Genomic DNA, 26,103 nt, shown 5'->3' with positions numbered 1-26,103 from the left:
TAACTTAGTGGCTTTGTGGCTAAAGAAAAACCCCTTTGCAATGAAACAGGCATTAAGTTTACCCACTTAGGCAAAATTGGCAAACCCGATTTGCAAGCGTAAAATATACTTGTATGCCGCTAAGGCTCGAAGACGCAAAACACTTCTTCCCTACTAACTTAGTAGCTTTATGGCTAAAGAACACTCTTTAGCAATAGAATTTTTTATGAATGGGAAGAGTACTCTTAAGGTAACCCTATTTTCCTTAAACTACTTTAAGATAATTTCTTAAAATAGTTCAATGCCTTGCTGCTAAAGGCATCCCGACCTTTGTTCCAACAAATAACAAACGATTTAGAATTATGATGGAACAATTTTTCAGCTCACAAAACAACTGGGCAGGTCTTTTATTAAGGGTTACTATTGCCGTGGTATTATTTCCGCACGGTGCACAAAAACTACTGGGATGGTTTGGCGGCTTTGGCTTCGACGGAACCATGCAGTATTTTACTCAAACTGTAAAATTGCCATACATCATCGGTTTACTGGTGATACTGATTGAGTTTTTTGCACCCATTGCTTTGGTATTGGGCGTTGGCAGTAAAATTTTGGCGGCAGTTATCGCCATCCTGTTTGTTGGCATTATGCTGACTTCGCACCTTAATTTTGGTTTTTTTATGAATTGGATGGGAAACCAAGCGGGGGAAGGATTAGAGTACTTTTTACTGGCCATAGGGGCTAGTTTAGCCCTTATGTTAAACGGAAGCGGCAAGTTTGCAATAGACAATATGATTGTTGCTGCCTTAAAATAACCTGCTTTACCTTCTACACACATAAAAAGCCCGCCGGCTTAAGCGGGCTTTTACTTTTCATAGTAAACCCAATTGCTTTTGCTCTTCTTCGGTAAACAATCGTGAGCGGATAATAAACCGCAGCCCTAAGGGTATTTCAAGTGAAAAACTGCTTCCCCTGCCTTTTACAACATCAAGGGTTAGCTGAGTATGTTTCCAATATTCGTATTGGTCGCGGCTCATGTAAAACTCACAGTCCTGCACTTCTCCCAACAACACATCACTTTCACCTGTTTTAAACTCTCCTTTCTCAAAACACATCGGTTGCGAACCATCGCAGCAACCACCGCTTTGATGAAACATCAACGAGCCGTGTAACTTCTTAAGCCTTGTTATTACTTCGTCAGCTTGGGGCGTACTGGTTACTTTTTGTATCATATTTAAACATTCATTAAAAATAAAAGGGCATTGCCCAAAGGCAACACCCTTTCCTATAAACCGCAAAAAGGGGAGATTAAAAGAAACCTAGTTTCTTTTTATCGTATGATATCAGCATGTTTTTAGTTTGGCGGTAGTGGTTCAGCATCATTTTATGCGTCTCACGTCCAAACCCTGATTTTTTATACCCGCCAAACGGTGCATGGGCAGGGTACGCATGGTAGCAATTTACCCATACACGGCCTGCTTCTATAGCACGGGGCATTTGGTAAATTTCGTGTGCATCACGGGTCCACAAACCGGCACCTAAGCCGTACAAAGTATCGTTGGCAATTTCAATCGCCTCTTCAGCTGTTTTAAAAGTAGTTACACAGGTTACGGGGCCAAAAATCTCTTCTTGAAACACGCGCATTTTATTGTGGCCTTTCAAAATAGTAGGTTGTATGTAGTACCCTTCGTTTAAGCCGTCGCCCAAGTTAGCGGCAGTACCGCCACACAGCACCTCTGCTCCTTCTTGACGACCAATATCCATGTACGAAAGTATTTTTTCATATTGGTCGTTTGATGCTTGCGCGCCCATCATTGTTTCACCGTCCAACGGATTACCCATTTTAATAGCCTTTGTGCGGGCAACCACTCGTTCCATAAACTTATCGTAAATAGATTCATGCACCAAAATCCTTGATGGGCAGGTACATACCTCGCCTTGGTTAAGGGCAAACATTACTGCACCTTCTACACACTTATCAAAAAACTCATCATCAGCATCGGCAATGCTGGGCATAAAAATATTGGGTGATTTTCCGCCCAATTCCATGGTAACTGGTATCAGGTTTTCACTGGCATACTGCATTATCAAACGTCCGGTGGTTGTTTCGCCTGTAAAGGCAACTTTAGCCACCCTGTCCGATGTTGCCAAAGGTTTGCCTGCCTCGGGGCCAAAGCCGGTAACAACATTAATAACACCGGGGGGCACAATATCTTTAATCAGTTCCATCAGCACCATAATGCCGGTGGGGGTTTGTTCAGCAGGTTTCACCACAGTAGTACAACCCGCAGCCAACGCCGGAGCTATTTTCCACGATGCCATCAGTAAAGGAAAGTTCCAGGGAATAATTTGCCCCACTACACCCAAAGGCTCTTGCAAGTTGATACTGATAGTGTTTTCATCATGTTCTGACATGGTACTTTCATCTGCCCTTATTACACCTGCAAAGTAGCGGAAGTGATCGATACACAAGGGAATATCAGCCGCACGGGTTTCGCGCAACGCTTTGCCGTTATCTACAGTTTCAACCCTTGCCAAAAGCTCAAGGTTTTTCTCCATCACGTCAGCAATGGCAAGTAATACTCTTGCGCGTTCTGCTGCCGATGTTTTGCTCCATGTTGCAAAAGCAAAATGTGCTGCATCCAATGCCTTATTTATATCTTCTTTATTACCGCGTGCTGCTTGGGTAAACACCTTACCATTGATAGGCGATACATTATCAAAATATTCACCGCTGGCGGGTACTACCCACTGACCTCCGATAAAATGATTGTACTTTTCTTTGAATGCCGGAAAAGCTAGTTTTTCGTCTTGTTGAGTAAGTTCTAATGTCTCCATAAAATGTTTTTTGGTTTATTTAAACTCAAAGGTTGTACACCCTGTAACAAAAAACTATGCTGTGAGTATCAATCAATACGCTGCCCGTATAAGGCTTGCAGTTTATAAAAATATATTCGCTAGATTAGTTGTATGAAAAGGGTACAGATAGCTGAAAACATACCGTTGCACACTGAAAAATCGCTGTACACGTTGGTAGAACACCGCTCGGCATTTACGCTGGATAAATGTGAGCTGAATGTGTTTGAAACTCACCGGGAAGCAAAAGATGTGAAGTTGGTATTTGGCGATATGGTACTTACCAGTATGCTGAAAGGTAAAAAAGTGATGCGTTTGTTTGATAAACCTGCTTTTGATTACCTGCCCGGCGAATCGGTGATTGTGCCCCCTAATGAGGTAATGCGTATTGATTTTCCCGAAGCTAATACCCTGCAACCCACCCAATGTATTGCCCTTGCTATTAACCACGAACAGATATTTGATACCCTTAATTTACTGAACGACCGTTTTCCTAAAGTGGAACGTGATGATTACTGGCACGTGGATGCCGACAGGTTTCACCTGATAAACAATAATGATTTAAGCGACAGCATACAACGCATGATACGCATCAGCGTGAACGAACACACCAAAGAAAAAGATGTGCTTGCCGGCTTAACCCTGCGCGAGCTTTTGGTGCGATTGATGCAAACACAGGCTCGCCAGTTGTTTGAAATGAATTATGTACAGATGGCCAGCCGACATCGCTTTGCGCATGTGGTACAATACATTAAAGAAAACCTTACCGGAAAAATAGATATGGATTTGCTGAGTGAGCAGGCCTGTATGAGCAGGGCTAATTTTTTCCGCAAATTCAAAGAGAATTTTGGGCAAACTCCTGCCGAATATATTTTAGAACAACGCATAAAGCTATCTAAAGAGTTGCTGAAAAGCCCTAAATACCAAGTAACGCAAGTGTGTTTTCTGGTAGGCTTTAACAACTTAAACCACTTTATCCGTTGCTTCAAACAATACGAAGGCACAACCCCTAAGCAATACAAAGACAGCTTTAGAAACTATGCCTGATAACACTCTCAACAGGCTACTCTTGTTAACTTTTCTGCATAATTCACACACTTTCTTGGCCTAATAAAAATAATGGCTATTTTCGCCACCAACAGAACATTGAAAGTATATGAGCTACGAGAATATAATTGCCCAAAAAAACAATGGTATTTTTACCATTACCATCAACCGCGAAACCAAGCTAAACGCACTGAACGTGAAAACCTTGCAAGAAATTCGCGAGGCCGTTCTATCCATACAAGAGGATAAAGAAGTGTATGGTATAATACTTACCGGTGCCGGTACTAAGGCTTTTGCTGCCGGTGCTGATATTGCTGAGTTTGCCAATTTTACCATTGCACAAGGAACTGAAATGAGTGCTGCCGGTCATGCGGTGATGAACACCCTTGAGCAATCTAAAAAACCTGTAATTGCTGCCGTAAACGGTTTTGCATTGGGCGGTGGTTGCGAGTTGGCAATGGCCTGCCACATGCGCGTAGCCAGTGATAATGCCCGTTTTGGCCAACCTGAAGTAAATTTGGGTTTGGTACCGGGCTATGCGGGTACACAGCGTTTGGTACAATTAATAGGTAAGGGCAAAGCGATTGAATTGCTTACTACAGGCGATGCCATTAATGCCCACGAAGCTAAATCATTAGGATTGGTGAACCACGTGGTAGAACAAGCCGAATTGATTATTAAGTGTAACGAGATTATTGATAAGATTAAAACCAAAGCCCCATTAGCTATTGAAAGCGTAATACGCTTGGTAAATGCTAATTTGGATAAGAAAGAAGACGGGTTTGCCAATGAAATCACTGATTTTGGTAACTTCTTCGGTACTAAAGACTTTAAAGAAGGTGTAGATGCGTTTTTAAATAAGCGCAAAGCCACCTTTACCGGCGAATAATAGTTGTATCCGCCTAAATAAAAACGGTCAGATTGATAATCAATCTGACCGTTTTCTTTTGCTATCCGCCTATTATATTATAGGTACTTCTCGCCTAATTTCAGTTTAATGTTGGTTACTATTTGTTTCACCTCTTGCTCACGGTTTTTGTCACAAATCAGCAACACCTTATCGGTATCTACGATAATCTTATCTTCCAAACCGTTTATTACAATCAACTTACCTTTAGGTACATCAATCATACAGTTGCGGGTATCGTACAACTCAGCAGTGCTTGCGTTGATAGCATTTCCGTTCTCGTCTTTATCGTGTACTTCAAACAACGATGACCATGTGCCTAAGTCGCTCCATCCAAAATCACAAGGTATCACATACACATTATCGGCCTTCTCCAACACCCCGTAATCAATAGAAATACTGTTACTCAGCGGGTACACCCTCACTATTGCATCCGTTTCAGCTGGCGTGTTCAATTCAGCTTCAATGCTCTCAAAGTTAGCGCTCAACTCTGGTAAGAACTTATCAAACGAGTTAACTATCGCTCCTATCGACCATATAAATATCCCTGCATTCCACAAAAATTCGCCGCTTTCAACAAACTTCTGTGCCAGCTCGTAATTAGGTTTTTCGGTAAAGGTCTTCACCTTGTGCACGTCGTTCTCATTACCACCCTCCAAAAACTGTATGTAACCGTAACCGGTATCAGGGCGTGTGGGTTTAATACCTAACGACACCAACGCGTCGTTATTTGCTGAGAACTCAAGCGCAGTAGTAATGTCATCCAAAAACTGCTGTTCATTCAAAATAAGGTGGTCGCTCGGAGCTACCACGCAGCAGGCATTAGGGTTAATCTTACGTATCTTGTACGTTGCGTAAGCAATACAAGGAGCCGTGTTTTTTGCCGATGGTTCGCCCAATATGTTGTTATGGGGCAATTGGGGTAAGTGCTCCTTAACCAAATCTATATACATTTGGTTGGTTACCACAAAAATACGTTCAGCGGGCACCAGTTTGTTAAAGCGTTCAAAAGTTTGGGTAATCAGTGATTTTCCGGTACCCAAAATATCCAGAAACTGCTTGGGGTGTGAGGTTTTGCTCAATGGCCAAAACCTGCTGCCTATTCCACCCGCCATTATCACCACATAATATTCGTTAGCCATTCAATTAATTTTTTCTTAACTTTGCTTGTTTTAAAAAAATAGACCCCTATTCGAGTAAAATTTCTACCTATTTTTTATTAGATTTTATTAACTTACAGCTTTAAGCCGGACGCAAAGAAATTAAAATCCGGCGTGAAAATAAAGCATTGTAAGCAAATTAAGTTGTACTTAATTATACTGAGATGGTAGAGAGTTCTGTTAATCTTAAAGATTCACTAAAAGAGTTTTTTGGTTTTAATACATTTAAAGGTAACCAAGAACAGATTATTGACACCGTGATTCACGGTGATGATGTGTTTGTTATAATGCCCACAGGAGCCGGTAAATCACTATGTTACCAGCTGCCTGCACTTATAAAGCCGGGGACGGCCATTGTTATTTCTCCCCTTATCGCCTTGATGAAAAATCAGGTGGATGCCATACGGGGATTTGGCAGTACCGATGCTGTTGCACATTTTTTAAACTCGTCGCTTTCTAAAGGCGAAATAATGCGGGTGAAGGATGATATTACAGAGGGTAAAACCAAATTGCTGTACATAGCCCCCGAAACACTTAAAAAAGAAGAAACCCTTGATTTCTTAAAAAGCATCAACATATCGTTTGTAGCTGTTGACGAGGCACACTGTATTTCAGAATGGGGACATGATTTCCGACCTGAGTACCGTCGTATCAAAACAATGGTGAAGGACTTGGGCGATATCCCGATGATGGCGCTTACTGCCACTGCAACCCCAAAAGTACAGGCCGATATTCAGAAAAACCTGAATATGGGCGATGCTACGGTGTTCAAATCGTCGTTTAACCGTACCAACCTTTACTACGAAGTACGCAACAAGGATAAAAAAGACAAGGTTTACAAAGAGATTGTAGCCTACATAAAACAACGTCAAGGCAAGAGCGGAATTATTTATTGCCTTAGCCGCAAAAAAGTAGAAGAGATTGCCGAGATGCTGAAAGTAAACGGCGTTAAAGCTCTCCCCTACCATGCCGGTTTGGATGCAAAAACACGTGCCCTGCATCAAGATATGTTTTTGATGGAAGAGGCCGACGTAATTGTTGCTACCATTGCTTTTGGGATGGGTATTGATAAGCCCGATGTTCGTTTTGTTATTCACTACGATGTACCCAAGAGCCTTGAAGGATATTATCAGGAAACCGGCCGTGCCGGACGTGACGGTCTTGAAGGTGAGTGTATTTTGTTTTACAACCCCAGCGATATTGAAAAGCTGGAGAAGTTTATGAAAGATAAGCCTGTGGCCGAACGTGAGATTGGTGCACAGTTGTTGTTTGAAACTTCATCGTATGCTGAATCATCGCAATGCCGCCGCAAAATGTTGCTACACTATTTTGGTGAGCATTTTGACGATGCAGATTGTGGAAAAATGTGCGATAACTGCCGTCACCCCAAAGAAAAACTGGACGTGACTGCCGAAATGGTGAAAGCCCTTAAAACCATTGACGGCTTGGACGGTAAATTCAACCTTAAGCACATTGCAAACGTATTGCAAGGCATAAAAGCACAAGAAGTAACCGATTACGAACACCACAAAAGCGAGTTTTTTGGTATTGGTAAGGATAAAGACGATAAGTTTTGGAAGGCCATTGTTAGACTTGGCTTGCTAAACAGCTTTATTGATAAAGACATTGAAAACTACGGCTTGCTAAGCGTAAGCGATGCAGGCAAAGAATATTTAGGCGCCCCACACCCTGTGGAAATGGCGCTTGATAACAGCTATGATAAGATAACTGAGGAAGACTTTGAAAGTGTGGCAGTGGAAAACATTTTTGACAAAACACTGTACGCCATGCTGAAGGATCTTACCAAGAAAATTGGTAAGCAAAAAGGCCTTCCGCCTTATGTTATCTTCCAAGACCCTTCATTAGAAGACATGGCCTCTAAATACCCCATTGCAATGGAAGAAATGGAAACCATTGTAGGGGTAGGAAAAAACAAGGCTATGAAGTTTGGTAAGCCATTTATTGAAATGATTGCCAAGTATGTGGAGGAAAACGAAATTGAACGTCCGCAGGATATTGTAATCCGTACCGTACCCAATAAATCGGGCAAAAAAGTACAGATTATCCAAAACATTGATAAAAAAGTAAGTTTGGATGATATCAGCCGTTCAAATGGTATCAGCATGGCTGATTTGATTAAAGAGCTTGAAAACATTGTGGATTCAGGCACCAAAATCAACATTAAGTATTACATCAACGACCATCTGGACGAGGAAAGACAGGACGAGATTTTTGATTACTTCAAATCTTCAGACGAAGATTCACTTCAAAAGGCCTACGATGAGTTTGACGGTGAGTATTCACTAGAAGAACTGCAGCTGATGCGTATCCAGTTCATATCTGAAATGGCTAATTAACAGGCAGTTTCAGAAAACTTTGCAGAAAATGCAAAAAAAGTGTTGACATGAAAAAGTCTTTTGCTAATTTTGCATCCCCAATTGACCGATGGTGTAACTGGCAACACGCCTGATTTTGGTTCAGGAGAGTCCAGGTTCGAAACCTGGTCGGTCAACAAAAGCACCTCCAACGAGGTGCTTTTTTTATGTTTAAAACCTTCAATTGCTAATAATTTATTAACACTCCCACGTAGCAAAAAGGCTTTTAATTATTTTTGCGCCAATGAATTCTGCCGTAAACAACCGCAACCCTGTAAAACTATTTTCCGGTACAGCTTCGCACTACTTTGCCCAAAAAATCTCTGACCACTATGGACAAGAATTGGGAGACGTTACATTACAACGTTTTAGCGATGGCGAAATGCAACCCAACTTTAACGAATCGGTAAGGGGCTGCGATGTGTTTTTAATCCAGTCTACCTTTGCTCCCAGCGACAACCTTATGGAGTTGCTGCTAATGGTAGATGCGGCCAAACGTGCATCGGCCCACTACATTATCGCTGTTATCCCTTACTTTGGTCTTGCCCGCCAAGACAGAAAAGATAAGCCACGTGTGGCTATCGGCTCTAAAATGGTGGCTGATTTATTAGAAGCTGTTGGGGTACGCCGTGTAATGACTATGGATTTGCACGCTCCACAGATTCAAGGTTTCTTTGATATACCGGTTGACCACTTGGATGCTTCGGTAATCTACATACCTTATATACAAAGCCTGAACTTACCTAAACTTACCATTGCTGCTCCTGATATGGGTGGTACGGCTCGTGCCCGATACTTTGCCAAAATATTGGGCTGCGACCTTGTGGTATGTGATAAAGAACGTAAACGTGCCAACGAAGTTGCCGGTATGACGGTGATTGGTGACGTTACTGATGCTGATGTTATTATTATTGACGACCTTGTAGATACAGGTAATACCTTGTGCAAGGCTGCCAAAATGATGAAAGAAAAAGGCGCACGCAGTGTACGTGCTATGTGTACGCACCCTGTGCTTTCAGGCAATGCATACGATAATATCGAAAACTCGGTATTGGATGAGTTGGTAGTATGCGATACTATACCTCTAAACCACGAGAAAACTACTACCAAAATTGTGCAACTGTCTGCCGCTCCATTGTTTGCTGAGGCTATCCGCAACATAAATGAGCATGGCTCAATCAGTTCTCTATTTAAAATTGGAAATTCAATCCAATCTTCATTACCTTTGCAACCCTGATTTTAAACGCCTTGTAATTAATATGATAAAAAACCTGCCGTGCTAAGGCGTTGCATGGGGGTTTTTGACAGTAATTAATTCATTAAAAAAATGAAAACTATTAGACTAATCGGCGAAGCCCGCAAAGATTTGGGTACAACCGCCACCCGCCGCCTTAGGGAAGAAGGTAAAGTTCCTTGTGTATTGTATGGTGCAAACACTCACGTATCATTTGCAGTGTACAGCGGCGATTTCAAAAACCTTGTGTATACACCAAACACTTATTTGGTTCAAATAGATGTTGACGGAACTAAATACAAGTCAATCTTGCAAGCTATCCAGTTTCACCCTGTAAACGACGAGATTACTCACGTTGACTTTTTGCAGGTGTCTGACAATAAACCCGTATCACTAAACATTCCTGTAAAAATCTCAGGGAACTCTCCTGGTGTACGTGCCGGTGGTAAATTGCTGGTTAAAAACAAAAAACTACGCGTAAAAGGTCTTATTGCCAACATTCCTGATAGCATCGAAATCAATATCGACAACCTTGAATTGGGTAAATCAATCAAAGTATCAGAAATTAATGTAAGCAACCTTGAGTTGTTGGATGCTCCTGCAAACGCAGTTGTGAGTGTATTGACTACACGTGCAACAAAACAAGCTGACGCTGACGCATCTAAAAAGTAATTTCTTTTAGTCGGTTTACCATCATAGTAAACTTATCAGAAAGCTCCCAGAACATATCCGGGAGCTTTTCTTTTTCTGTAAGGTCTTTGCTAATTTCTTCTATTTCAGAGCATATTGCATGCGCCCATTCTGCCCCCATAATTGCATAAGAAGATTTCATTTTATGGGCAGCCGATTTCGCCTTATCGTAATCCTCCCAATCAAGTGCATCTTTCAATGCTTGCATATCATCGGGTACGGTATTCAAAAAAATTGTTATAAATCTTTTTAGCGACTCATCATTCTTACCCACCTGCTCATACAGCGTGGTCAAATCATAAAAATCGCTCTTTAGTTCAGGCATGTATCTGCAATTTAGTTATCAAAATATAATTATTATTCAGTTTCCAATCAAAGTAATAATTATTTCCTGTTCAGCATTGATAGTTCATCCGTTACTATTTTATACCGCGTTTATCTAATTCCAAACGATAACGGGCTGCATTTAAGTTGTGCTGGGTAAGGTTATCTGTAAAATTATGATAGCCGCTCAAATCTTCTTTGGCACACATATAAATATAGTTATGGTTTGCTGGGGTAAGCACTGCCTGTATAGCCTGCTGCGAGGGTAATGCCAGCGGACCGGGGGGCAATCCTTTGTAAATATAGGTATTGTATGGCGATTGTATTTGTGTGTGGTAATTATACACCCGTTGCAAACCGCTGTTGCGTGCTGCATACTTTACCGTAGGGTCGGCTTGCAGCAACATATCCTTCTTCAATCGGTTCAGGTACAACCCGGCAACAATTCCCATCTCATCGGTTTTATTGGTTTCACCATCCACTATAGAGGCCAATATGCCTGCTTGCAAAGGGGTTAATCCTTGCGCTGCAGCCTGCTGTTTACGTTTATCATTCCAAAACTTATCGTGTTCCTTCTTTAACCGTTGAAACACGGCTTTGGCATCCGTATTCCAATAAAAGTTATACGTATTTGGTACAAACAGGCACAACACGGTTTGCGGTGTAAAACCAAACTGCGCCAGGTAAGTACTGTCTTCAAGCATATTGATAAACTCAATACTATCAGCCTCCAAATTTGCCCCCACAATAGATGCCACTTGTCGTGTGGTTATCATGGCGTTTATCACCAACTTCACCTCCTCTTGCTTGCCCGCGCGTAGCTTTCGTATCACATCTATGTAAGTCTCTCCCTTTATAATTTTATACTTACCTGCTTTTACTTTGCTGGGGTATTTTGCTTGCTGTGCTAAAAAGTCAAACACTTCCTCACTCTCTATCCAACCGTTACGGGTCAGCGTTTGCAATACATCTTCATACGTATCACCTGTTTTAATAATCAGCCACTCGGTATCGGCCTGCACCTTCATGCGTGCACCAATTAACTTACTGTAAAAAAATCCGCCTGCGGCGGCCAACACTACAACACAAACTGCAAGTACTAACCAAAACTTGCGGCGTTTATAAAAAGGGGTATTAGACACTACTTTTACTAATAAAACGGCAAATATAAATAACGGCTTTACCCGTGCGGTATTTTTTCAGTCGTTAAATTATTTATACTGATAGATTTTGCTGTGGCAAGGTTGCCCGCAAAAAGGTAGCTTTGCCAAAACACATTAAAACGGTTACCTTTTTGAATATAGCACTGATTGGATATGGTAAAATGGGCAAAGCTATTGAGCAAGAAGCCCTATTGCGCGGCCACCGCATTGTTTTGGCGATGGATTTGATAAACAAAGACCTTACGTCGGATGCACTGAAAGCTGCTGATATTGCCATTGAGTTTACCCAACCCGAGGCTGCGGTAGATAATATTTTTAAATGTTTTGAAGCAGGTGTACCTGTGGTAGTAGGTACTACCGGTTGGTATGACCGATACGAAGAAGTGAAACAACACTGCGCCGATACCAACGGTACATTGTTTACTGCTACCAATTTTAGCATCGGGGTGAACATTATGTTTGCCGTAAATCGCTATTTGGCTAAAATTATGGCCGGCCAACCTTCGTACAGAGCTTCGATGGTAGAGACTCACCACACACAAAAGCTGGATGCGCCCAGCGGTACGGCTATCAGCCTTGCCGAACAGGTGATAAAAGCACACGACGGCTATGACGGCTGGGGACTTGTAGGTCGCGACTCTATCGAAAAAGGAGTGTTGCCGATTACTGCTCACCGTAAGGACGACGTGCCCGGTATACACGATGTAATTTATACCAACGAGATTGACGAAATAAGCATTCGCCACAGTGCATATAGCCGCAAAGGTTTTGCACAAGGTGCCGTGATTGCTGCCGAATGGACCGCCGATAAAAAAGGCGTGTATACTATGGACGATATGTTGAAGTTTTAACCCATAAACGCATTGTTTACTAAATGACCGGATTCATCATTTTTATCATACTTGTATTTATCTCACACCAAGTGGGATTGTGGATGATTTTCAAAAAGGCTGAACAAAACCCTGTTCTGTCGCTCATTCCTGTATACAACTATTACATACTTATAAAAATATCCAACCGCCCTTGGTGGTGGGTATTGCTTTTGTTTGTGCCCATTGTACAGTTTGTTACCAATTACAACATACGTACCGATACGATAAAAAACTATGGCCGCCAATCGTTTTTAGACGAGGTGCTGGGTGTTATGTTTTTCTCGTTTTATCTGGTGTATTTAGGTCGCAACAAAAACATAAAATACATAGGCCCTTGCAATACCGAAGAGTTTAAAGCCAAATACCCCGTGCGCAAAACTACTCCGCGCGATTGGGGCGAAGCGTTGTTTTTTGCAGCAGTAGTAGCCACCCAAGTACGTGCTACTTACATTGAGGCTTATACCATTCCTACGGCCTCTATGGAGCGCAGTTTATTGATTGGTGATTTCTTGTTTGTGAGCAAAGTTCATTACGGCGTGCGCATACCTATGACACCCGTTGCGTTTCCGTTTGCACACCATACCATGCCTCTTATCGGTGGCAAAGCATACGTTGATTTTATAAAATTCCCCTACCTGCGCCTTCCGGCATTGGAGAAGATTGAAAACAACGACATTGTGGTGTTTAACTTCCCCGAAGGCGACACTGTATTTGTAAAGGCACAAGAACAAAGCTATTACAAGGTTATCCGTGATAACTACGTAGCATACCTTAATGCACACCCCGAAGAAAAATTTGAAGGGTTTAGCGGTGCTAAGTTTGAAGCTTTTAAAGCTGATTTGGTTTCTCGTAATGATTATGTAGTGCGCCCATTGGATAAAATGGACAACTACATTAAGCGTTGTGTGGCCATTGGCGGCGACAGCATACAGGTAATTGGCGGTAAAGTGTTTATTAACGGCAAGCCCTTGCCAGAAGCCAAAAAACTTGCACACAGCTACGAAGTAGCCTTTAAAAATAAAGCCCCTAAGAAAGACATTTCAGAACTGGGTATATCGGTAGATGTTACCAACTACCAAGGCAACCGCATGAGCCTTACTTACGATGCCCTTGCCCAATTGAAACAAAAAGGGATTATTGATAGTGCCCGCCAGTACATGGATGTTGCAGGTAATTGGGATGCAACGGCATTCCCAGCTCATGATTTGTATCGCTGGAATAAAGATTTCTTTGGCCCGCTATGGGTACCCAAAGCCGGAGCCACCATTACCCTTACTAAAGAAAACTACCCCTTGTATGAGCGTGTGATACGCGTGTATGAACACAACGAGGAGTTTACTATACAAGGCGATAAGTTTATACTGAACGGACAGCCCGTAACCACTTATACCTTTAAGCAGGATTACTACTTTATGATGGGGGATAACCGCGATAACTCTCTCGACTCGCGTTTCTGGGGATTTGTACCCCACGACCATGTTGTAGGTAAGCCCGTATTTATTTGGCTTTCGTTGGATTACGAACAAAAAAGCCTGTTGGATAAAATACGCTGGAACCGCCTGTTCAGGGTAATTAGTTTTGATTAATCTATTAACACTTATACTTACTAAGGCACAAAGAGTTACCCTACTTTTTGTGCCTTAGTTTTTTTTATAACAACCTATATTTTACAACAAAAAATAAATCGTGCCGGTAGCGCAATTTCTTAGCTGCTTTTGTAGTTTTGATATATAAACAACAGCGTATGATTTAAAGTTTACAATGCAACGTTTGACCGACTAATGGCGTTTACTATAATACAGAGGGGGAGTTTGGCACTGCTTTTGGCTATTATTTACCAAACGGGTGCTAAAGGTATTGAGAATAAAACAGTAACGTTTGATTTTTACGGCCACCCTGTAAGCATAAGTTACGATACCACTTTAAATACGATACGATATGAAAGCGCTGTTGAACAATTTATTAAAAGGTTTGATGAAGAGGTCATTAACCCGCACCATGTACCTTTAATTAAAGAGGTACAAAAAACCGCCACCTATTTTGGTTTGGACGATGTGGGCAAAACATTATTGATTACTGCCTTTACTGAGAAGGCTTTTGCCCACCGGCCCCAAAACTACCGAACTCTTGTAAAATGGTACATCTTGTACCACGATAGCATGGATGTGATGCTATGCTACGATGCAAAAAACATTACTTTATACGGCAGCATGGATGCCAAGCCCTACGGTACAGGCTACATAATGAAGGGCGGTAAAATATACACCGACCTTAGTTTTGCACGCACTCCCTACCCTACTGCGGGCAAAGTATTTGAATACAAACCAAAAACTCCACGTAACTTTACTTTACAGGACTTTAAACTGAATAAGCACGCCTATCCCAAGTTGAATGCCCTTACTCAGAAAAAGGCTCATGCTTTTGAGTTTGCCGGCAAAAAGTTCAGCTATACGTACACACTCAACAAATCACTGATACTGTATCTGAAAGACTTGCCCATTGTTGAACTGGGCAGTATTTATGTAAACTACGGTTTTTCTGAAGCGTTAAAAAACACGCTCATAAAAGAACTGCGCTCTACCATTGATAGCATGGGCAAACGGGAGGCATTGGGCTTTCTGTTGAAGTTTGTACAGGAAATACCCTACAAAACCGACGAAGAAGCTTGGGGCTATGAACGCTACGCTTATAGCGAAGAAGTACTGTACAATGATTTTGCCGATTGTGAAGACAAGGTGGTGCTGTATGCCGCCCTTGTAAAAGAAATGCTGGGAGTGCAAAGCGTGGCTCTGGTGTATGAAAACGATGAACACGTGGCCATTGCATTAAAGCTGCCCGAAGAAACGGCCAATTATTCGTTCATGTACAAAAACAACCGGTATGTAACTGCCGAACCCAGTGGCGAAGGCTTTGAACTGGGCAAATTGGGCATGGATGTAAAAACCGTTAGTCTTGTGGTTGAACTGTATTAAGAACTTTTCATCCTAAACACTAACCACTAATCACCCTCCGCTTACTTCAACTCCTCAAAATAGCCCGTCTGTCGGTTTTTGCGAACGTTGTCCCAATTAAAATAACGGCCGTTCATGGCTATATAAACCCCGTATGGCAATGCTTGCGCAAAAGCAAGGGCACTACCCAAATTAAACAATCCGTCACTGCTGCCAAACTGTATCGGTATCATAGCACCTGTAAGTACTATCGTTTTATCTTTTATCCCGCCGTTTGCAAGTACCTTAGCGGTTTCAACCATTGTATCCGTTCCGTGGTTAATAACGATATTTTGCTCTTCGCAACGCAGGCAACTGTCCAAAATTATTTTACGGTCAGTTTCCGTCATTTCAAGACTATCAATCATCATCAGCGTACGTATGCTAATGTCTAAACGGCTGCGTCCTTTCTCAAGCAGTTCAGGAATGTGAGTGTCTTTAAAATGTAGTTGTCCGGTTAACTCATTATATTCTTTGTCAAAAGTTCCACCTGTTACAAATAGTCGTATTCCCATTATCTATTAACTGTTGTCTAAAGTTGTACGTTTAAGCAGCAATATTAATCAAACAAATTACTTTTTTGGTCCTTTGGGTTGCAGGGGACGTATTTCGTAATTCACCGTGTGGTAATTATCAGGGGTTTCTAAAATTTGCTTGATGGCGTTTCCCACATCTTCGGGCATCAGCATATAATCGTGGGGCTGTATTCCGGGGCTGTTTCTAAAGAACTCTGTCTTCACCGAACCGGGATATACACAGGTAACTTTCACCCTAAAATCGCGCACCTCTTTGTACAAAGCCTCACTAAGTCCCCTAACGGCAAACTTAGTACTGCTGTATGCAGCTACTTGCGGGTAGCCCTCAAGTCCGGCCACCGAAGCAATGTTTATAATATGGCCGTACTCCTGCCCTTTCATAATCGGCAATACCATTTTGCAGCAGTAAAACGTACCGCTCACATTAGTATCGTACATGGTATGCCATTCTTCAAGAGTGGTATCTTCCAAATACCCAAAATAGCCCAAGCCAGCATTGTTTACCAGTATATGCACCGCATTACCAAAGTGTTCTTGTACCTTTTCTACCGATGTTTTCACCTCTTCAAAATTTCTTACATCAGTTTTAATAAAAAGAAAATCAGGATGTTCATAATCGGGCGTAGTCATCCCAAAACCTGCCACACGGCAACCGTTTGCCAATAATTGTTGTACCACGGCTTTGCCTATCCCTTTGCTAACTCCTGTAACAATTGCTGTTTTTCCTTTTAATTCCATGGTGCAAAGGTAAACTATTAGAAAAACAAGGGTAGCCTATGTGCAAAACAGGTATAAGTTGGGGGCTCAAAACCTGTTTTTGCCAAACTAAAAATAGGGTACACATTAGGCAGCATATAGGTTTAAAGAATGTTGTGTGTTAAAAATTTACAAGCATGCTAAAGAACCAATAACTGTTTGTACCTTTGCACCATCCACTTATTCTGCTATTTTCTAACCAATCTGATCGGACCAAATGGATATCTAAAATAATTAATACTCTATGGCGAGATCAAAAGAAACACAAGGCAAAAAAGAAAACGACAAAAAGAAGCAGAAAAAAAGGAAAGAGAAAGAGGAGAAAAGAGAAGAGCGCAAAGCCAATTACAAAAAAGGCAAAAGCCTTGAAGAGATGATGGCTTATGTGGATGAAAACGGGAACATATCTAATACTCCGCCCGACCCCAAGAAAATGCGTGAAATACGCACCGAAGACATTGTAACCGGAGCCGCACACCGCGAGCCCGAAGATGCAGCTGATGCAATAAGAACAGGTACCGTTACCTTTTTTAATGACTCAAAAGGGTATGGTTTTATAAAAGATGCCAAAACAGGTGAAACTGTTTTTGTTCACGCAAACGGTTTAATTAAGCCTGTAAAAGAAAATAATAAAGTTACTTTTATTGCTGAAAAAGGACCCCGCGGGCTTACTGCCACTAATGTTACTATTATCGGGTAATTCGTGTTCGACTGAACACGAATCCCGTGTAAGTCATTCTTTTTCAGAAAAATGATATTTTACTCAGATAAAGCATTACCTTTGTATTACTTTCTTAAGGAAGATTGTATCTCAATCTGTTTGTACCCCCTTCTACAATCCGAATAATTTTACACTTTTCTTTAACACAGGCCGTGAATGGCTAAGTTATATTCACATATACCTGCTGATAAGTATGAAGAAATATTATATAAATAGTTAATGACATTTTCAAAGTTACAACTCAGTGCGAAGTTAACCGACGTACTTGACGAACTGGGTTACACAACCCCCACTCCTATCCAAAGCAAAGCTATCCCTCATATATTAGACGGAAAAGATATTTTTGGATGTGCCCAAACAGGCACAGGAAAAACAGCAGCCTTTGCATTACCCATTATACAAATGCTGGATGCCGAAAAAATACCGGGCACAGCAGCCACTGTTAAAGCTCTTATTTTAGCCCCTACCCGCGAACTTGCATTGCAAATAAGCGAAAACATAGACTCATACAGCAAAAACACAGTACTTAAACATACCGTAATTTTTGGAGGCGTATCACAATACCACCAAGCAAAAGAAGTGCGCAACGGGGTTGATATTTTAATTGCCACCCCCGGCAGGTTGCTTGATTTGGTGCAACAAAGCATTGTGAAACTATCGCAAGTGAAATACCTTGTGTTTGATGAAGCCGACCGTATGCTGGATATGGGCTTTATACACGATATCAAAAAGATTATCGCTAAACTGCCTTTCAAGCGTCAAACCGTTTTCTTTTCGGCCACGGCCTCTAAAGAGATAATGACCTTGTCTGAAACGATACTTCGTAACCCCATAAAGGTTGAGGTTAGTCCCGTATCATCTACTACCGAATTGGTTGAACAATCAGTATATTATGTAAGCAAAGACGATAAGAAATTGCTGCTAAAACACCTGATTGTTGGCAATGCCATTGAGCATGCCCTTGTTTTTACACGTACTAAACACGGTGCCGACAAGGTGGTAAGGGAACTGAAACGCGACGGTATTGCAGCAATGGCAATACATGGTAACAAATCTCAAAACGAGCGTGTAAAAGCACTAAAGCAGTTTAAAGACAAAACCATCAGCGTATTGGTAGCAACGGATGTAGCATCGCGCGGTATTGATGTTGAAAAACTAAGCCACGTAATCAATTACGATATTCCCAACGAAGCCGAATCATACGTACACCGCATCGGTCGTACAGGCAGGGCGGGCGAAAATGGTATAGCCATGTCGTTTTGCGCTGCTGATGAAATGGACTTCCTACGCGATATACAAAAACTGATTAAGAAAACTGTTGACGTAATTGAGGATCATCCCTACGCACAAACATTTGCAGTAGCTGCACCGCCCAAAAGCATACAACAGCAACAACGCAATCACAAAGCCGCTTATGCAAGAAGCCGCCGTAACAACAACCGTTCAAGGGCGTACAGCGCGTAAGCTATTAAATTCTAAAACCCAATTTTAAATAACACAATCAAATAAATTTTATGGAAAAAGGTACAGTTAAATTTTTTAACGAATCTAAAGGTTTCGGTTTCATCAAAAGGGACAACGGCGGTGCCGACATTTTTGTTCACATCTCTGAATGCAAAGATGAGTTGAGAGAAGATGACACCGTTGAGTTCGAAGTAAAAGAATCGAACAGGGGCCTTAATGCCGCCAACGTAAGAAGGGCGTAATCGAAGAAACAACCGATTGGAAAGGCCGGATATATTGAAAACCGGCCTTTTTTTTATTTTTAGGGCTTTACCGCACTTATCATACGTTGCCTGCCTTGCATATCTGCATATACTTCAACAGGCACAAAGCCTTTCTTTTCAAGCATTTGCTTGGTTTCAACACCAAATTGCTCGTTAATTTCAAAATACAACTTACCGCCTGCATTTAAGTTTACTAACGCAAAATCAGCAATGGTACTGTAATACCTCAACGGGTCGGCATCAGGCACAAAAAGAGCCTCAGCCGGTTCAAACGCCAGCACATTGGGCTGCATTTCTGCCTTTTCACTTTCAGTTACATAAGGCGGGTTTGATACAATGGTATCAAAACTCCCCAGCTCATCCCACCAAGCAGTATCAAAAATATCGCGCAGCAAAAACTTATTCTCTTTATCGCGTTGCAGCAAACTCAAAGCATTTTGCCTTGCCAGTCGCACAGCAGTTTCTGAAGCATCAATAGCATATACCTCAGCCGCAGGTAAACTGTGTTTCAGTGTAATAGCTATACACCCGCTACCCGTTCCAATATCAAGCATACGAGGGGCGGCTGCCGTATTTTGTTTCACAATCAACTCTACCAACTCTTCGGTTTCCCGTCGGGGTATCAATACCCCCGGATGAACCACCAAACGCAGGCCGTAAAAGTAGGCTACCCCCAAAATATACTGCACGGGCTCGTGGGTAAGCAAGCGTTGCAACACAAGGTCTATCGCTTCGGCTTCAATGGGTTTTAGTATTTCATCTTTGTTCATGCGTAATTGCACAGGGCTAAGTTTCAGCACCTCGGTAAATACGTATTGCACAATACTGTCGGCCTCGTTTTTGGGGTAGATATTTTGCAACACCAGCGAGCATTGCTGCTGCTTTGCAAAAAGTGTGATATTGTTGGCTAAAGTAAGAATAGTATGTTGTTATTAAGGCCTGTTATTGGCCTGTGAATGCCTATTTTTGTTGCAATTTTAACACCAAAATACGGCCTTTTTTAAATTAATACACTTGACCACTGACGAATTATACATGGAACGCTGCCTGCAACTTGCCCAATTAGGGGCAGGACGGGTGAGTACCAACCCTTTGGTAGGCTGTGTTGTAGTGCACAATGGTGTTATTGTGGGCGAAGGCTACCACCACGCATACGGCCAAGCCCATGCCGAAGTGAATGCAATAAACGCGGTAGCTGATAAAAGCCTCCTACCGCAAAGCACATTATATGTAACGTTGGAGCCTTGTGCCCATTACGGAAAAACACCGCCCTGTGCTGATTTGATAACAAAACACCAATTAAAACGGGTGGTAATAGGTACTACCGATACTTTTAGTTTGGTAGCCGGTAAAGGGATTGAAAAACTTAAAAATGCGGGCATTGAGGTAACGGTAGGAGTACTTGAAGAGGAATGCCGCTATCAAAACCGCCGTTTCTTTTGTTTTAATGAAAAAAAGCGTCCCTATGTATTGCTGAAATGGGCACAAACTGCCGATGGTTTTATAGGCCGCTTGCCCAATGAAAACGACTTGGACAAAGGGATTAGCAATGCCGAAACCAATATTTGGGTGCACCGCTTACGTACCGAAGAAGACGCCATTTTGGTTGGAAAAAATACAGCCTTGCTGGACAATCCTTCGCTTACAGCAAGGCTTTGGCAAGGAAAAAACCCGACAAGGGTATTAATTGACCGTAAGTTGGAAGTCCCTAAAACGTTCAACATTTTTAAAGATGATGCACGGGTAATTGTTTTTAATGAAACAATCGAGCAAGAAGACGGGCACATACATTATTGCAAAACTGATTTTGAACAACCGCTTATACCGGAGGTTTTAGAGGGGCTTAACAAACACAATATTCAATCGGTATTGGTGGAGGGTGGCGCAGCCACATTACAGCAGTTTATTGATGTCCGACTTTGGGATGAAGCCTTAGTGATTACTTCGGATAAAACTTGGGGTCACGGAATTGAGGCTCCCCACATAAACGGCTCTGTGTTTACTACCCAAACGTTAGGTAGTGATACAATTACTCAGCTACTTCCAACCGAATAAACGCCATCGTAGTTTCGTACGCTGTACCCGTGTGGTAAGTAACTGTATCACGGTTTCTTTTTTTAACTTTAACAGGTTTTGAAAATAGAGGGGCATTGAGTACAAACGTATGAAACTCCCCATTCTCCCCACACTTATCTACTCCTTCGGGCAACGAAGCTATCAACGCATCATCATAAAAATTTCCCGTAAGGTTTGCTGCTAAATGTTTTAAGTTTACGGAAGCGATGATGGTTTCAATCCCGCTATCAATAATCTCATTACAAAGTATGTGCGTAGGTTTGCCCCACAAAGGGAAAACACAAGCGATACCGTATTGTTGGTGTATGGTTTGATGATACGCTTTTAACTCTTCTAAAAATATATCACCGAAAATGGCATGGGTAAAGCCTTCGACAACTAATTGCTGTAGCACCGCTCCCATCGTTTCTTCATACACCGTATTGGGAGCAAAGGGGGGCAGTTCAATTATTTTAACTGGAATATTTAGCGCTTTTGCCTGCTCCTGAATAAGCGAAGCAGGTATTTCATGGGCGGCTACGCTTCCTTCAGGTGAAGTCCGGCACAGCAGTAATTGGGGCACTATACCGTATTGTTGCACAAAAACGTGCAGAGCCATTGTAGCATCTTTGCCTCCGCTCCAATAAATAAATGCCTTCATTAACATTTATTGTTTTTACACCCGTTACTGTTTTTGCAGGCAGGCAATAAACATACCATCGGCTTGGTGTTGCCAACCTTCTATTAGTTGTTGTGATACGGTCTTTAATCCCAATCCCTCAAAATACGGTAATTGGTTTTCGTTTTCAGCCGCAAATACCGAACAGGTGATGTAGAACAACCTTCCCCCTTTTTTCAAGTACGGGGCTGCATTGGCAACAATGGTGCGTTGCTTGGCAGCAAACGCCTCTATCTGAGCTATGGTAAAATAATACCCTTGCTCAGGGGTGCGTGCCCAAGTACCGCTTCCTGTGCAGGGCACATCGGCTACAATCGTATCAAAATAAGGGCCTTTGGCCGTTTTATACTCGCTTTTGTTTTCAAACAAAATTCCCTCGCCGCTCACATTGCTAATGTCTTTAACCGCGGTAAAAGGTCTTGCCAATCCTGAAACCTTAAACCGCTCGTGCAGGTTTTGCAGTATTTGCGGTCGAACATCACTACTATACAACTCTATCTTTGCCTCAATATCACGCAGCATTAGGCTTTTTCCACCTGCCCCGCAGCAACAATCCCACACCTTTTCAGAGGGTCGCATTTCTATAAAAGTACCCGTTTGTTGCGATGCAGCATCCTGCACCTCACCCCAATGATAATACCGGTTACCCAATACCTGCTCTATATTGGTTTGTTGCGGTAAGCCTACTGCATTAGGCAATAAAGGATGGCTAAATGAGTTGACTTTCGCCTCCGTCAGTAACTCTACCAGTTTTTCACGCTTCCCTTTTTTAGCACGTAGCCATACCAACGGTTGTTGCAATCGGGCTAATAAAAACTCTTCCTTGTTTTGCAAAGGAGATAATTGCCCCGTATGCGGAAATAGCTTCTCGGCCTCAAACCCTGCTTGGGCTTGCAAAACAGTTATCTTTTCTTCAACCGTTGCGGCAAAAAACGGTTCATCAACAAAAGGTAAATATTGCTGCACCAACGGTAAAGCATCGGCGGGAAGTAACTCAGGCTGGCAAAGGCTGATGCCCGCCAGTAGTTTAGCCTCAATGGGTTGCCCATCAAAGTTGGTGCCCATGCGGTAATACGCATAGCACAAAGCCGATATGATTTTTCTATCCCTGCTGCCGTGCTTTTTTTGGGCTGAGAAATATTTTTTTAGGTATAGATGTAGCGGTTGGGGCGGAGTGTATGCCTTAATAAGGTTTGACGCCGCAGTGAGGTATGAATGAAAATATGACAACTGTTATTTATTAATACGTTGAAAACGGTATTCTGAAAACTCGATGATGTTTACCGAGCGGTTTTCAAGTGCACGCCCGTTAAACCTGAATTTGAAAGTATTGTGCAGTCCTTTAACTTCCATTTCTTCTGCTGATTCGGCAAGATTATCCCCTTTGCCGTTCATAAACAAAATGCCCATCGCAACAATATGGTCGAACCCTCTAAAGGCAAAGTCGCTCGGAATTGTTGCAAAGCGTTCTTTATATGCTGCTTTAAACGCAATCACATCTTTTGCATAATCATCAGCAAAATAGTGTGTTAAAATATGCAGGTGGTTTTGCTCCCAAAGCTCATAAGTTTGGTAGTTGGTGTTTTTAAAATTTAACCAACTTTCAAGTGTAAAAAGTAGATTCACATGGCTACCACCGTCATTTTTCAGATTGGTTAGCAGCAATTGCGCAGTTTTTTCGTTTGATGTAGGAGTAATAATGATGTTGGTATCGCCGTCTCCTTTTTGCAGTTGGGGTAAAATATCCGACCCTTTTTGGTAGGTAACGTCCTTCCACTTTTCTAATCCCAACTCGCGGGCAGCCACTTTAAATCGCCACAAAAAATCTTTATCCTCTTTGCTGTTATCGTTTACCAATACAAGGTTTGCATTGGGGTGATGTTTAGCAATATGCGCCGCCAAAGCAGCCGCATACGATTTATCATCGGGAGTACAGTACATTGAATAATGATTACTGTCGGTCCACATATTGGCATTTGAAAACGGAGAAACAAGAGCAATTTCACGCGCCTTCACATACTTTGAAAGCATGGTATGCCCGTTTTTAAACGTTGGCCCTATAATTACATCACTCTCTTCAAGCTCCTTTTTCCATGTAATTTTTTTAACTGCTGCGGTATCGTTCTTGGTATCGTAAACGGTTACAATAACCTCCATCCCAAGTTTTTTAAGCGAGTCCAAACCCATCAATACCCCTTCGTAGTAATCCGCAAAAACATCGTCAAGTTTATATTCTCCGGGACCGATGTTTAGCGGTAGTAATAATGCCACTTTAAAAGGTCCTAAGTTTTTCTTGGCTGCTTGTTTCGGGGTTTTGGTTACGGCAAGAGAGTCTGTTTTCGGCTCTATTTCCAAAGGCGCTACCGTTGCTGAGGGCTCAACGGGAACAGGTGTGAATGAGTTACTTGTTCGCGTGCTGCCGCAGCTTGCCAGAGCTATTAAAAAAAAGGCTATTAATTGGCAGGGGGCTTTCATGAGTACTGCAAAGGTAGTGTTTTAAAGGCTATGTTAAAACTTTACGGAGTCAACAAAAAAGCCAAACATAATACTATGTTTGGCTTTAAATCGTGGTTAGAAGTATTTTTTAGTACCTCCTGTTGTAGCCGCCACCACCACCGCCTGATGGACGGTCGTTAGTTTTTGGGCGGGCTTTGTTCACAACAAGCTTGCGTGATAAAAACTCAGTTTCATTTAGGTCTTCGATAGCGCGATCGGCAGACTCTTCAGTCGCCATCTCAACGAAAGCGAAGCCACGAGGGCGGCCGCTTTGAATATCTTTAACAATTTTTACTGAAGTAACTTCTCCGTAATCAGAGAAAAGTTGGGCTAACTCTTGCTCACCGGCCTGGTAGCTAAGGTTTCCTACATAAATGGTCATTGTTTTGTTATTTGTTAATTAAAAATTTCCGAAAGCATCAGCCTAACTGTGTTACCCTCTTATTAACAAAGATATAAATCGGTTTCACATATTGCTAATTTTTTTTAGCTAATGCGGATTATTTTTTGTATATCACTAACCTGCTTGTGTTTTCAAGCTTCAAAGCCCATAGCAATACTAAATACAATCTTCGTTACTTTTGCGCCTGCAAATGATTTCGTACCACAGCCATACCCAAAAAGGGGAAGAAAAGTTCACCATATTGTTGCCCAGCTGGAACAACTTGGGCTACCTGAAAACTTGTGTAAACAGCATACGCAAAAATTCAACATTTGCGCACCAGATTGTGGTGCACGTAAACGATGGTAGCGACGGCACCCTGCAATGGCTTGAGGAACAAAAAATTGATTACACCCACAGCCCTGAAAACGTGGGCATTTGCTTTGCGCTAAACGCAGCCCGCACATTGGCCTATACGGACTATATAGTATATATGAACGACGATATGTACGTATTGCCCAATTGGGATGCTGCATTATTAAATGAGGTAGAGGCAATAGGACACTCATTGTTTTTTATATCGGCTACGATGATTGAACCGTATGACAGCGGAAACCCCTGTGTGATTGCCCCGCATGATTACGGTCGTGACCTTGCTACCTTTAAAGAAGCAGAACTGTTGAACGATTTTGCCAAGTTTGAGAAGAAGGACTGGATGGGTGCTACTTGGCCTCCTAACATTGTGCACATAAAAACTTGGGACTTGGTAGGCGGTTACAGTACTGAGTTCTCACCCGGTATGTACAGCGACCCTGATTTTAGTATGAAACTTTGGCACGCAGGAGTACGCTTGTTTAAGGGGGCTGCTGCAAGCCGTGTGTATCATTTTGGTTCAAAATCTACCTTACGTATAAAGAAGAACAACGGTTACAGGCAGTTTATAAAAAAATGGGAAATCACCCCCGGTTTATTCAATGCCGCTTACATTAAGCGTGGCGAAGTTTTTACAGGGCCTGCCGTTGAGCCTGTTGAAACCTCAGCAACAAAGTTGCAGAAGTTAAAAGCCCGTATTAAAAGTTTTTAATCAGTAAATTACACTGTCAATTGCGAGCTCATTTTGTAGATTTTCGTATTAAAATCATTGATATTATAACACA

Annotated in this window: 26 protein-coding genes and 1 tRNA gene; 15 read left to right on the top strand and 12 right to left on the bottom strand. The window is 42.0% G+C overall.

The features are described from left to right. Window positions 1–341: 341 nt before the first annotated feature. Complete coding sequence (locus tag F9K23_03410) at window positions 342–791, top strand: DoxX family protein (GenBank protein KAB2918203.1); 450 nt, start codon at window positions 342–344, stop codon at window positions 789–791. Between the two features lie 57 nt (window positions 792–848). On the opposite strand, the gene F9K23_03405 is transcribed toward F9K23_03410, so the two are convergent. Then, a complete protein-coding gene (locus tag F9K23_03405; GenBank protein KAB2918202.1) occupies window positions 849–1,208 on the bottom strand; it encodes a DUF779 domain-containing protein in 360 nt (119 codons plus the stop codon). A gap of 76 nt (window positions 1,209–1,284) precedes the next feature. Then, the gene (locus F9K23_03400; protein KAB2918201.1) at window positions 1,285–2,814 is read right to left on the bottom strand and encodes an aldehyde dehydrogenase; all 1,530 of its coding nucleotides are present in this window, start codon (window positions 2,812–2,814) and stop codon (window positions 1,285–1,287) included. A 132-nt stretch (window positions 2,815–2,946) separates the two neighbouring features. Here F9K23_03400 and F9K23_03395 point away from each other — a divergent pair, with 132 nt between their 5' ends. Both F9K23_03395 and F9K23_03390 read left to right on the top strand, forming a co-directional pair. Further along, window positions 2,947–3,879: an AraC family transcriptional regulator gene (locus tag F9K23_03395; protein KAB2918200.1), complete on the top strand. Its 933-nt coding sequence runs from the start codon at window positions 2,947–2,949 to the stop codon at window positions 3,877–3,879. A gap of 109 nt (window positions 3,880–3,988) precedes the next feature. After that, complete coding sequence (locus tag F9K23_03390) at window positions 3,989–4,768, top strand: enoyl-CoA hydratase (GenBank protein ID KAB2918199.1); 780 nt, start codon at window positions 3,989–3,991, stop codon at window positions 4,766–4,768. Between the two features lie 77 nt (window positions 4,769–4,845). On the opposite strand, the gene F9K23_03385 is transcribed toward F9K23_03390, so the two are convergent. After that, window positions 4,846–5,928 (bottom strand): NTP transferase domain-containing protein, encoded by a 1,083-nt coding sequence (locus F9K23_03385; protein ID KAB2918198.1) that lies wholly within the window; start codon window positions 5,926–5,928, stop codon window positions 4,846–4,848. Window positions 5,929–6,110: 182 nt separating this feature from the next. Here F9K23_03385 and recQ point away from each other — a divergent pair, with 182 nt between their 5' ends. From recQ to F9K23_03365, 4 genes are all read left to right on the top strand, one after another. Then, window positions 6,111–8,303: a DNA helicase RecQ gene (gene recQ / locus F9K23_03380; protein KAB2918197.1), complete on the top strand. Its 2,193-nt coding sequence runs from the start codon at window positions 6,111–6,113 to the stop codon at window positions 8,301–8,303. An 82-nt stretch (window positions 8,304–8,385) separates the two neighbouring features. Beyond that, window positions 8,386–8,458: transfer RNA gene (locus tag F9K23_03375), tRNA-Gln, on the top strand. A gap of 107 nt (window positions 8,459–8,565) precedes the next feature. Next, complete coding sequence (locus F9K23_03370) at window positions 8,566–9,558, top strand: ribose-phosphate pyrophosphokinase (protein KAB2918196.1); 993 nt, start codon at window positions 8,566–8,568, stop codon at window positions 9,556–9,558. 90 nt (window positions 9,559–9,648) lie between these two features. After that, window positions 9,649–10,227 carry a 50S ribosomal protein L25/general stress protein Ctc gene (locus F9K23_03365; GenBank protein ID KAB2918195.1) on the top strand — a complete coding sequence of 193 codons (579 nt, stop codon included), beginning with the start codon at window positions 9,649–9,651 and terminating at the stop codon, window positions 10,225–10,227. On the opposite strand, the gene F9K23_03360 is transcribed toward F9K23_03365, so the two are convergent. Further along, the gene (locus tag F9K23_03360) at window positions 10,217–10,570 is read right to left on the bottom strand and encodes an Hpt domain-containing protein (GenBank protein ID KAB2918194.1); all 354 of its coding nucleotides are present in this window, start codon (window positions 10,568–10,570) and stop codon (window positions 10,217–10,219) included. The two genes, F9K23_03365 and F9K23_03360, sit on opposite strands and share 11 nt — an antisense overlap. Before the next feature lie 94 nt (window positions 10,571–10,664). After that, window positions 10,665–11,738: an endolytic transglycosylase MltG gene (gene mltG / locus F9K23_03355; GenBank protein KAB2918193.1), complete on the bottom strand. Its 1,074-nt coding sequence runs from the start codon at window positions 11,736–11,738 to the stop codon at window positions 10,665–10,667. Window positions 11,739–11,863: 125 nt separating this feature from the next. Here mltG and dapB point away from each other — a divergent pair, with 125 nt between their 5' ends. The 3 genes from dapB (at window position 11,864) to F9K23_03340 (ending at window position 15,576) form a co-directional block, all read left to right on the top strand. Then, complete coding sequence (gene dapB, locus F9K23_03350) at window positions 11,864–12,583, top strand: 4-hydroxy-tetrahydrodipicolinate reductase (GenBank protein KAB2918192.1); 720 nt, start codon at window positions 11,864–11,866, stop codon at window positions 12,581–12,583. A gap of 293 nt (window positions 12,584–12,876) precedes the next feature. Next, on the top strand, window positions 12,877–14,190 hold the full coding sequence (gene lepB / locus F9K23_03345; protein KAB2918308.1) for a signal peptidase I: 1,314 nt from the start codon (window positions 12,877–12,879) through the stop codon (window positions 14,188–14,190). 195 nt (window positions 14,191–14,385) lie between these two features. After that, on the top strand, window positions 14,386–15,576 hold the full coding sequence (locus tag F9K23_03340; GenBank protein ID KAB2918191.1) for a hypothetical protein: 1,191 nt from the start codon (window positions 14,386–14,388) through the stop codon (window positions 15,574–15,576). Between the two features lie 41 nt (window positions 15,577–15,617). Here the strand turns inward: F9K23_03340 and F9K23_03335 are convergent, their stop codons facing one another. Together F9K23_03335 and F9K23_03330 are read right to left on the bottom strand one after the other, a co-directional pair. Further along, window positions 15,618–16,109 (bottom strand): asparaginase, encoded by a 492-nt coding sequence (locus F9K23_03335; protein ID KAB2918190.1) that lies wholly within the window; start codon window positions 16,107–16,109, stop codon window positions 15,618–15,620. 57 nt (window positions 16,110–16,166) lie between these two features. After that, entirely contained in the window at window positions 16,167–16,868 is a 702-nt protein-coding gene (locus F9K23_03330) for an SDR family NAD(P)-dependent oxidoreductase (GenBank protein KAB2918189.1), read from the bottom strand. A 262-nt stretch (window positions 16,869–17,130) separates the two neighbouring features. Between F9K23_03330 and F9K23_03325 the strand changes: the two genes are divergently transcribed. The 3 genes from F9K23_03325 (at window position 17,131) to F9K23_03315 (ending at window position 19,313) form a co-directional block, all read left to right on the top strand. Then, window positions 17,131–17,586, top strand: coding sequence for a cold shock domain-containing protein (locus F9K23_03325; protein ID KAB2918188.1), 456 nt, complete (start codon window positions 17,131–17,133; stop codon window positions 17,584–17,586). Between the two features lie 240 nt (window positions 17,587–17,826). Then, window positions 17,827–19,071 carry a DEAD/DEAH box helicase gene (locus F9K23_03320; GenBank protein KAB2918187.1) on the top strand — a complete coding sequence of 415 codons (1,245 nt, stop codon included), beginning with the start codon at window positions 17,827–17,829 and terminating at the stop codon, window positions 19,069–19,071. A 50-nt stretch (window positions 19,072–19,121) separates the two neighbouring features. Further along, complete coding sequence (locus F9K23_03315) at window positions 19,122–19,313, top strand: cold-shock protein (protein KAB2918186.1); 192 nt, start codon at window positions 19,122–19,124, stop codon at window positions 19,311–19,313. A 59-nt stretch (window positions 19,314–19,372) separates the two neighbouring features. Here the strand turns inward: F9K23_03315 and prmC are convergent, their stop codons facing one another. Further along, window positions 19,373–20,254, bottom strand: a complete 882-nt coding sequence (prmC, locus tag F9K23_03310) for a peptide chain release factor N(5)-glutamine methyltransferase (protein KAB2918185.1) — start codon at window positions 20,252–20,254, stop codon at window positions 19,373–19,375. Between the two features lie 115 nt (window positions 20,255–20,369). Here prmC and ribD point away from each other — a divergent pair, with 115 nt between their 5' ends. Beyond that, window positions 20,370–21,389, top strand: a complete 1,020-nt coding sequence (gene ribD, locus F9K23_03305; protein ID KAB2918307.1) for a bifunctional diaminohydroxyphosphoribosylaminopyrimidine deaminase/5-amino-6-(5-phosphoribosylamino)uracil reductase RibD — start codon at window positions 20,370–20,372, stop codon at window positions 21,387–21,389. Here the strand turns inward: ribD and F9K23_03300 are convergent. The 4 genes from F9K23_03300 to F9K23_03285 all read right to left on the bottom strand — a co-directional run bounded on the left by F9K23_03300 (window position 21,364) and on the right by F9K23_03285 (window position 24,946). Beyond that, window positions 21,364–22,056 carry an ATP-binding protein gene (locus tag F9K23_03300; GenBank protein KAB2918184.1) on the bottom strand — a complete coding sequence of 231 codons (693 nt, stop codon included), beginning with the start codon at window positions 22,054–22,056 and terminating at the stop codon, window positions 21,364–21,366. The genes ribD and F9K23_03300 overlap by 26 nt on opposite strands. 18 nt (window positions 22,057–22,074) lie before the next feature. Beyond that, complete coding sequence (locus F9K23_03295) at window positions 22,075–23,298, bottom strand: hypothetical protein (GenBank protein ID KAB2918183.1); 1,224 nt, start codon at window positions 23,296–23,298, stop codon at window positions 22,075–22,077. Between the two features lie 3 nt (window positions 23,299–23,301). After that, the gene (locus F9K23_03290) at window positions 23,302–24,543 is read right to left on the bottom strand and encodes an amino acid ABC transporter substrate-binding protein (protein ID KAB2918182.1); all 1,242 of its coding nucleotides are present in this window, start codon (window positions 24,541–24,543) and stop codon (window positions 23,302–23,304) included. Between the two features lie 109 nt (window positions 24,544–24,652). After that, on the bottom strand, window positions 24,653–24,946 hold the full coding sequence (locus F9K23_03285; protein ID KAB2918181.1) for an RNA-binding protein: 294 nt from the start codon (window positions 24,944–24,946) through the stop codon (window positions 24,653–24,655). Between the two features lie 211 nt (window positions 24,947–25,157). Here F9K23_03285 and F9K23_03280 point away from each other — a divergent pair, with 211 nt between their 5' ends. Further along, window positions 25,158–26,030: a glycosyltransferase family 2 protein gene (locus F9K23_03280; protein KAB2918180.1), complete on the top strand. Its 873-nt coding sequence runs from the start codon at window positions 25,158–25,160 to the stop codon at window positions 26,028–26,030. Window positions 26,031–26,103: the final 73 nt, after the last annotated feature.

The organism is Bacteroidota bacterium (genome assembly GCA_008933805.1).
In the GTDB taxonomy this organism is placed as follows: domain Bacteria; phylum Bacteroidota; class Bacteroidia; order UBA8524; family UBA8524; genus SB11.
Note: the sequence above shows the minus strand (reverse complement) of the source record. Positions and strands in the feature narration are given on the sequence as shown.

Excerpts from the sequence above, each read along its gene's own strand:
- F9K23_03410 (KAB2918203.1), top strand. The coding sequence starts at position 342 with ATGATGGAACAATTTTTCAGCTCACAAAACAACTGGGCAGGTCTTTTA.
- F9K23_03405 (KAB2918202.1), bottom strand. The coding sequence starts at position 1,208 with ATGATACAAAAAGTAACCAGTACGCCCCAAGCTGACGAAGTAATAACA.
- F9K23_03400 (KAB2918201.1), bottom strand. The coding sequence starts at position 2,814 with ATGGAGACATTAGAACTTACTCAACAAGACGAAAAACTAGCTTTTCCG.
- F9K23_03395 (KAB2918200.1), top strand. The coding sequence starts at position 2,947 with ATGAAAAGGGTACAGATAGCTGAAAACATACCGTTGCACACTGAAAAA.
- F9K23_03390 (KAB2918199.1), top strand. The coding sequence starts at position 3,989 with ATGAGCTACGAGAATATAATTGCCCAAAAAAACAATGGTATTTTTACC.
- F9K23_03385 (KAB2918198.1), bottom strand. The coding sequence starts at position 5,928 with ATGGCTAACGAATATTATGTGGTGATAATGGCGGGTGGAATAGGCAGC.
- recQ (KAB2918197.1), top strand. The coding sequence starts at position 6,111 with ATGGTAGAGAGTTCTGTTAATCTTAAAGATTCACTAAAAGAGTTTTTT.
- F9K23_03370 (KAB2918196.1), top strand. The coding sequence starts at position 8,566 with ATGAATTCTGCCGTAAACAACCGCAACCCTGTAAAACTATTTTCCGGT.
- F9K23_03365 (KAB2918195.1), top strand. The coding sequence starts at position 9,649 with ATGAAAACTATTAGACTAATCGGCGAAGCCCGCAAAGATTTGGGTACA.
- F9K23_03360 (KAB2918194.1), bottom strand. The coding sequence starts at position 10,570 with ATGCCTGAACTAAAGAGCGATTTTTATGATTTGACCACGCTGTATGAG.
- lepB (KAB2918308.1), top strand. The coding sequence starts at position 12,877 with ATGTTTTTCTCGTTTTATCTGGTGTATTTAGGTCGCAACAAAAACATA.
- F9K23_03340 (KAB2918191.1), top strand. The coding sequence starts at position 14,386 with ATGGCGTTTACTATAATACAGAGGGGGAGTTTGGCACTGCTTTTGGCT.
- F9K23_03335 (KAB2918190.1), bottom strand. The coding sequence starts at position 16,109 with ATGGGAATACGACTATTTGTAACAGGTGGAACTTTTGACAAAGAATAT.
- F9K23_03330 (KAB2918189.1), bottom strand. The coding sequence starts at position 16,868 with ATGGAATTAAAAGGAAAAACAGCAATTGTTACAGGAGTTAGCAAAGGG.
- F9K23_03325 (KAB2918188.1), top strand. The coding sequence starts at position 17,131 with ATGGCGAGATCAAAAGAAACACAAGGCAAAAAAGAAAACGACAAAAAG.
- F9K23_03320 (KAB2918187.1), top strand. The coding sequence starts at position 17,827 with ATGACATTTTCAAAGTTACAACTCAGTGCGAAGTTAACCGACGTACTT.
- F9K23_03315 (KAB2918186.1), top strand. The coding sequence starts at position 19,122 with ATGGAAAAAGGTACAGTTAAATTTTTTAACGAATCTAAAGGTTTCGGT.
- ribD (KAB2918307.1), top strand. The coding sequence starts at position 20,370 with ATGGAACGCTGCCTGCAACTTGCCCAATTAGGGGCAGGACGGGTGAGT.
- F9K23_03300 (KAB2918184.1), bottom strand. The coding sequence starts at position 22,056 with ATGTTAATGAAGGCATTTATTTATTGGAGCGGAGGCAAAGATGCTACA.
- F9K23_03290 (KAB2918182.1), bottom strand. The coding sequence starts at position 24,543 with ATGAAAGCCCCCTGCCAATTAATAGCCTTTTTTTTAATAGCTCTGGCA.
- F9K23_03285 (KAB2918181.1), bottom strand. The coding sequence starts at position 24,946 with ATGACCATTTATGTAGGAAACCTTAGCTACCAGGCCGGTGAGCAAGAG.
- F9K23_03280 (KAB2918180.1), top strand. The coding sequence starts at position 25,158 with ATGATTTCGTACCACAGCCATACCCAAAAAGGGGAAGAAAAGTTCACC.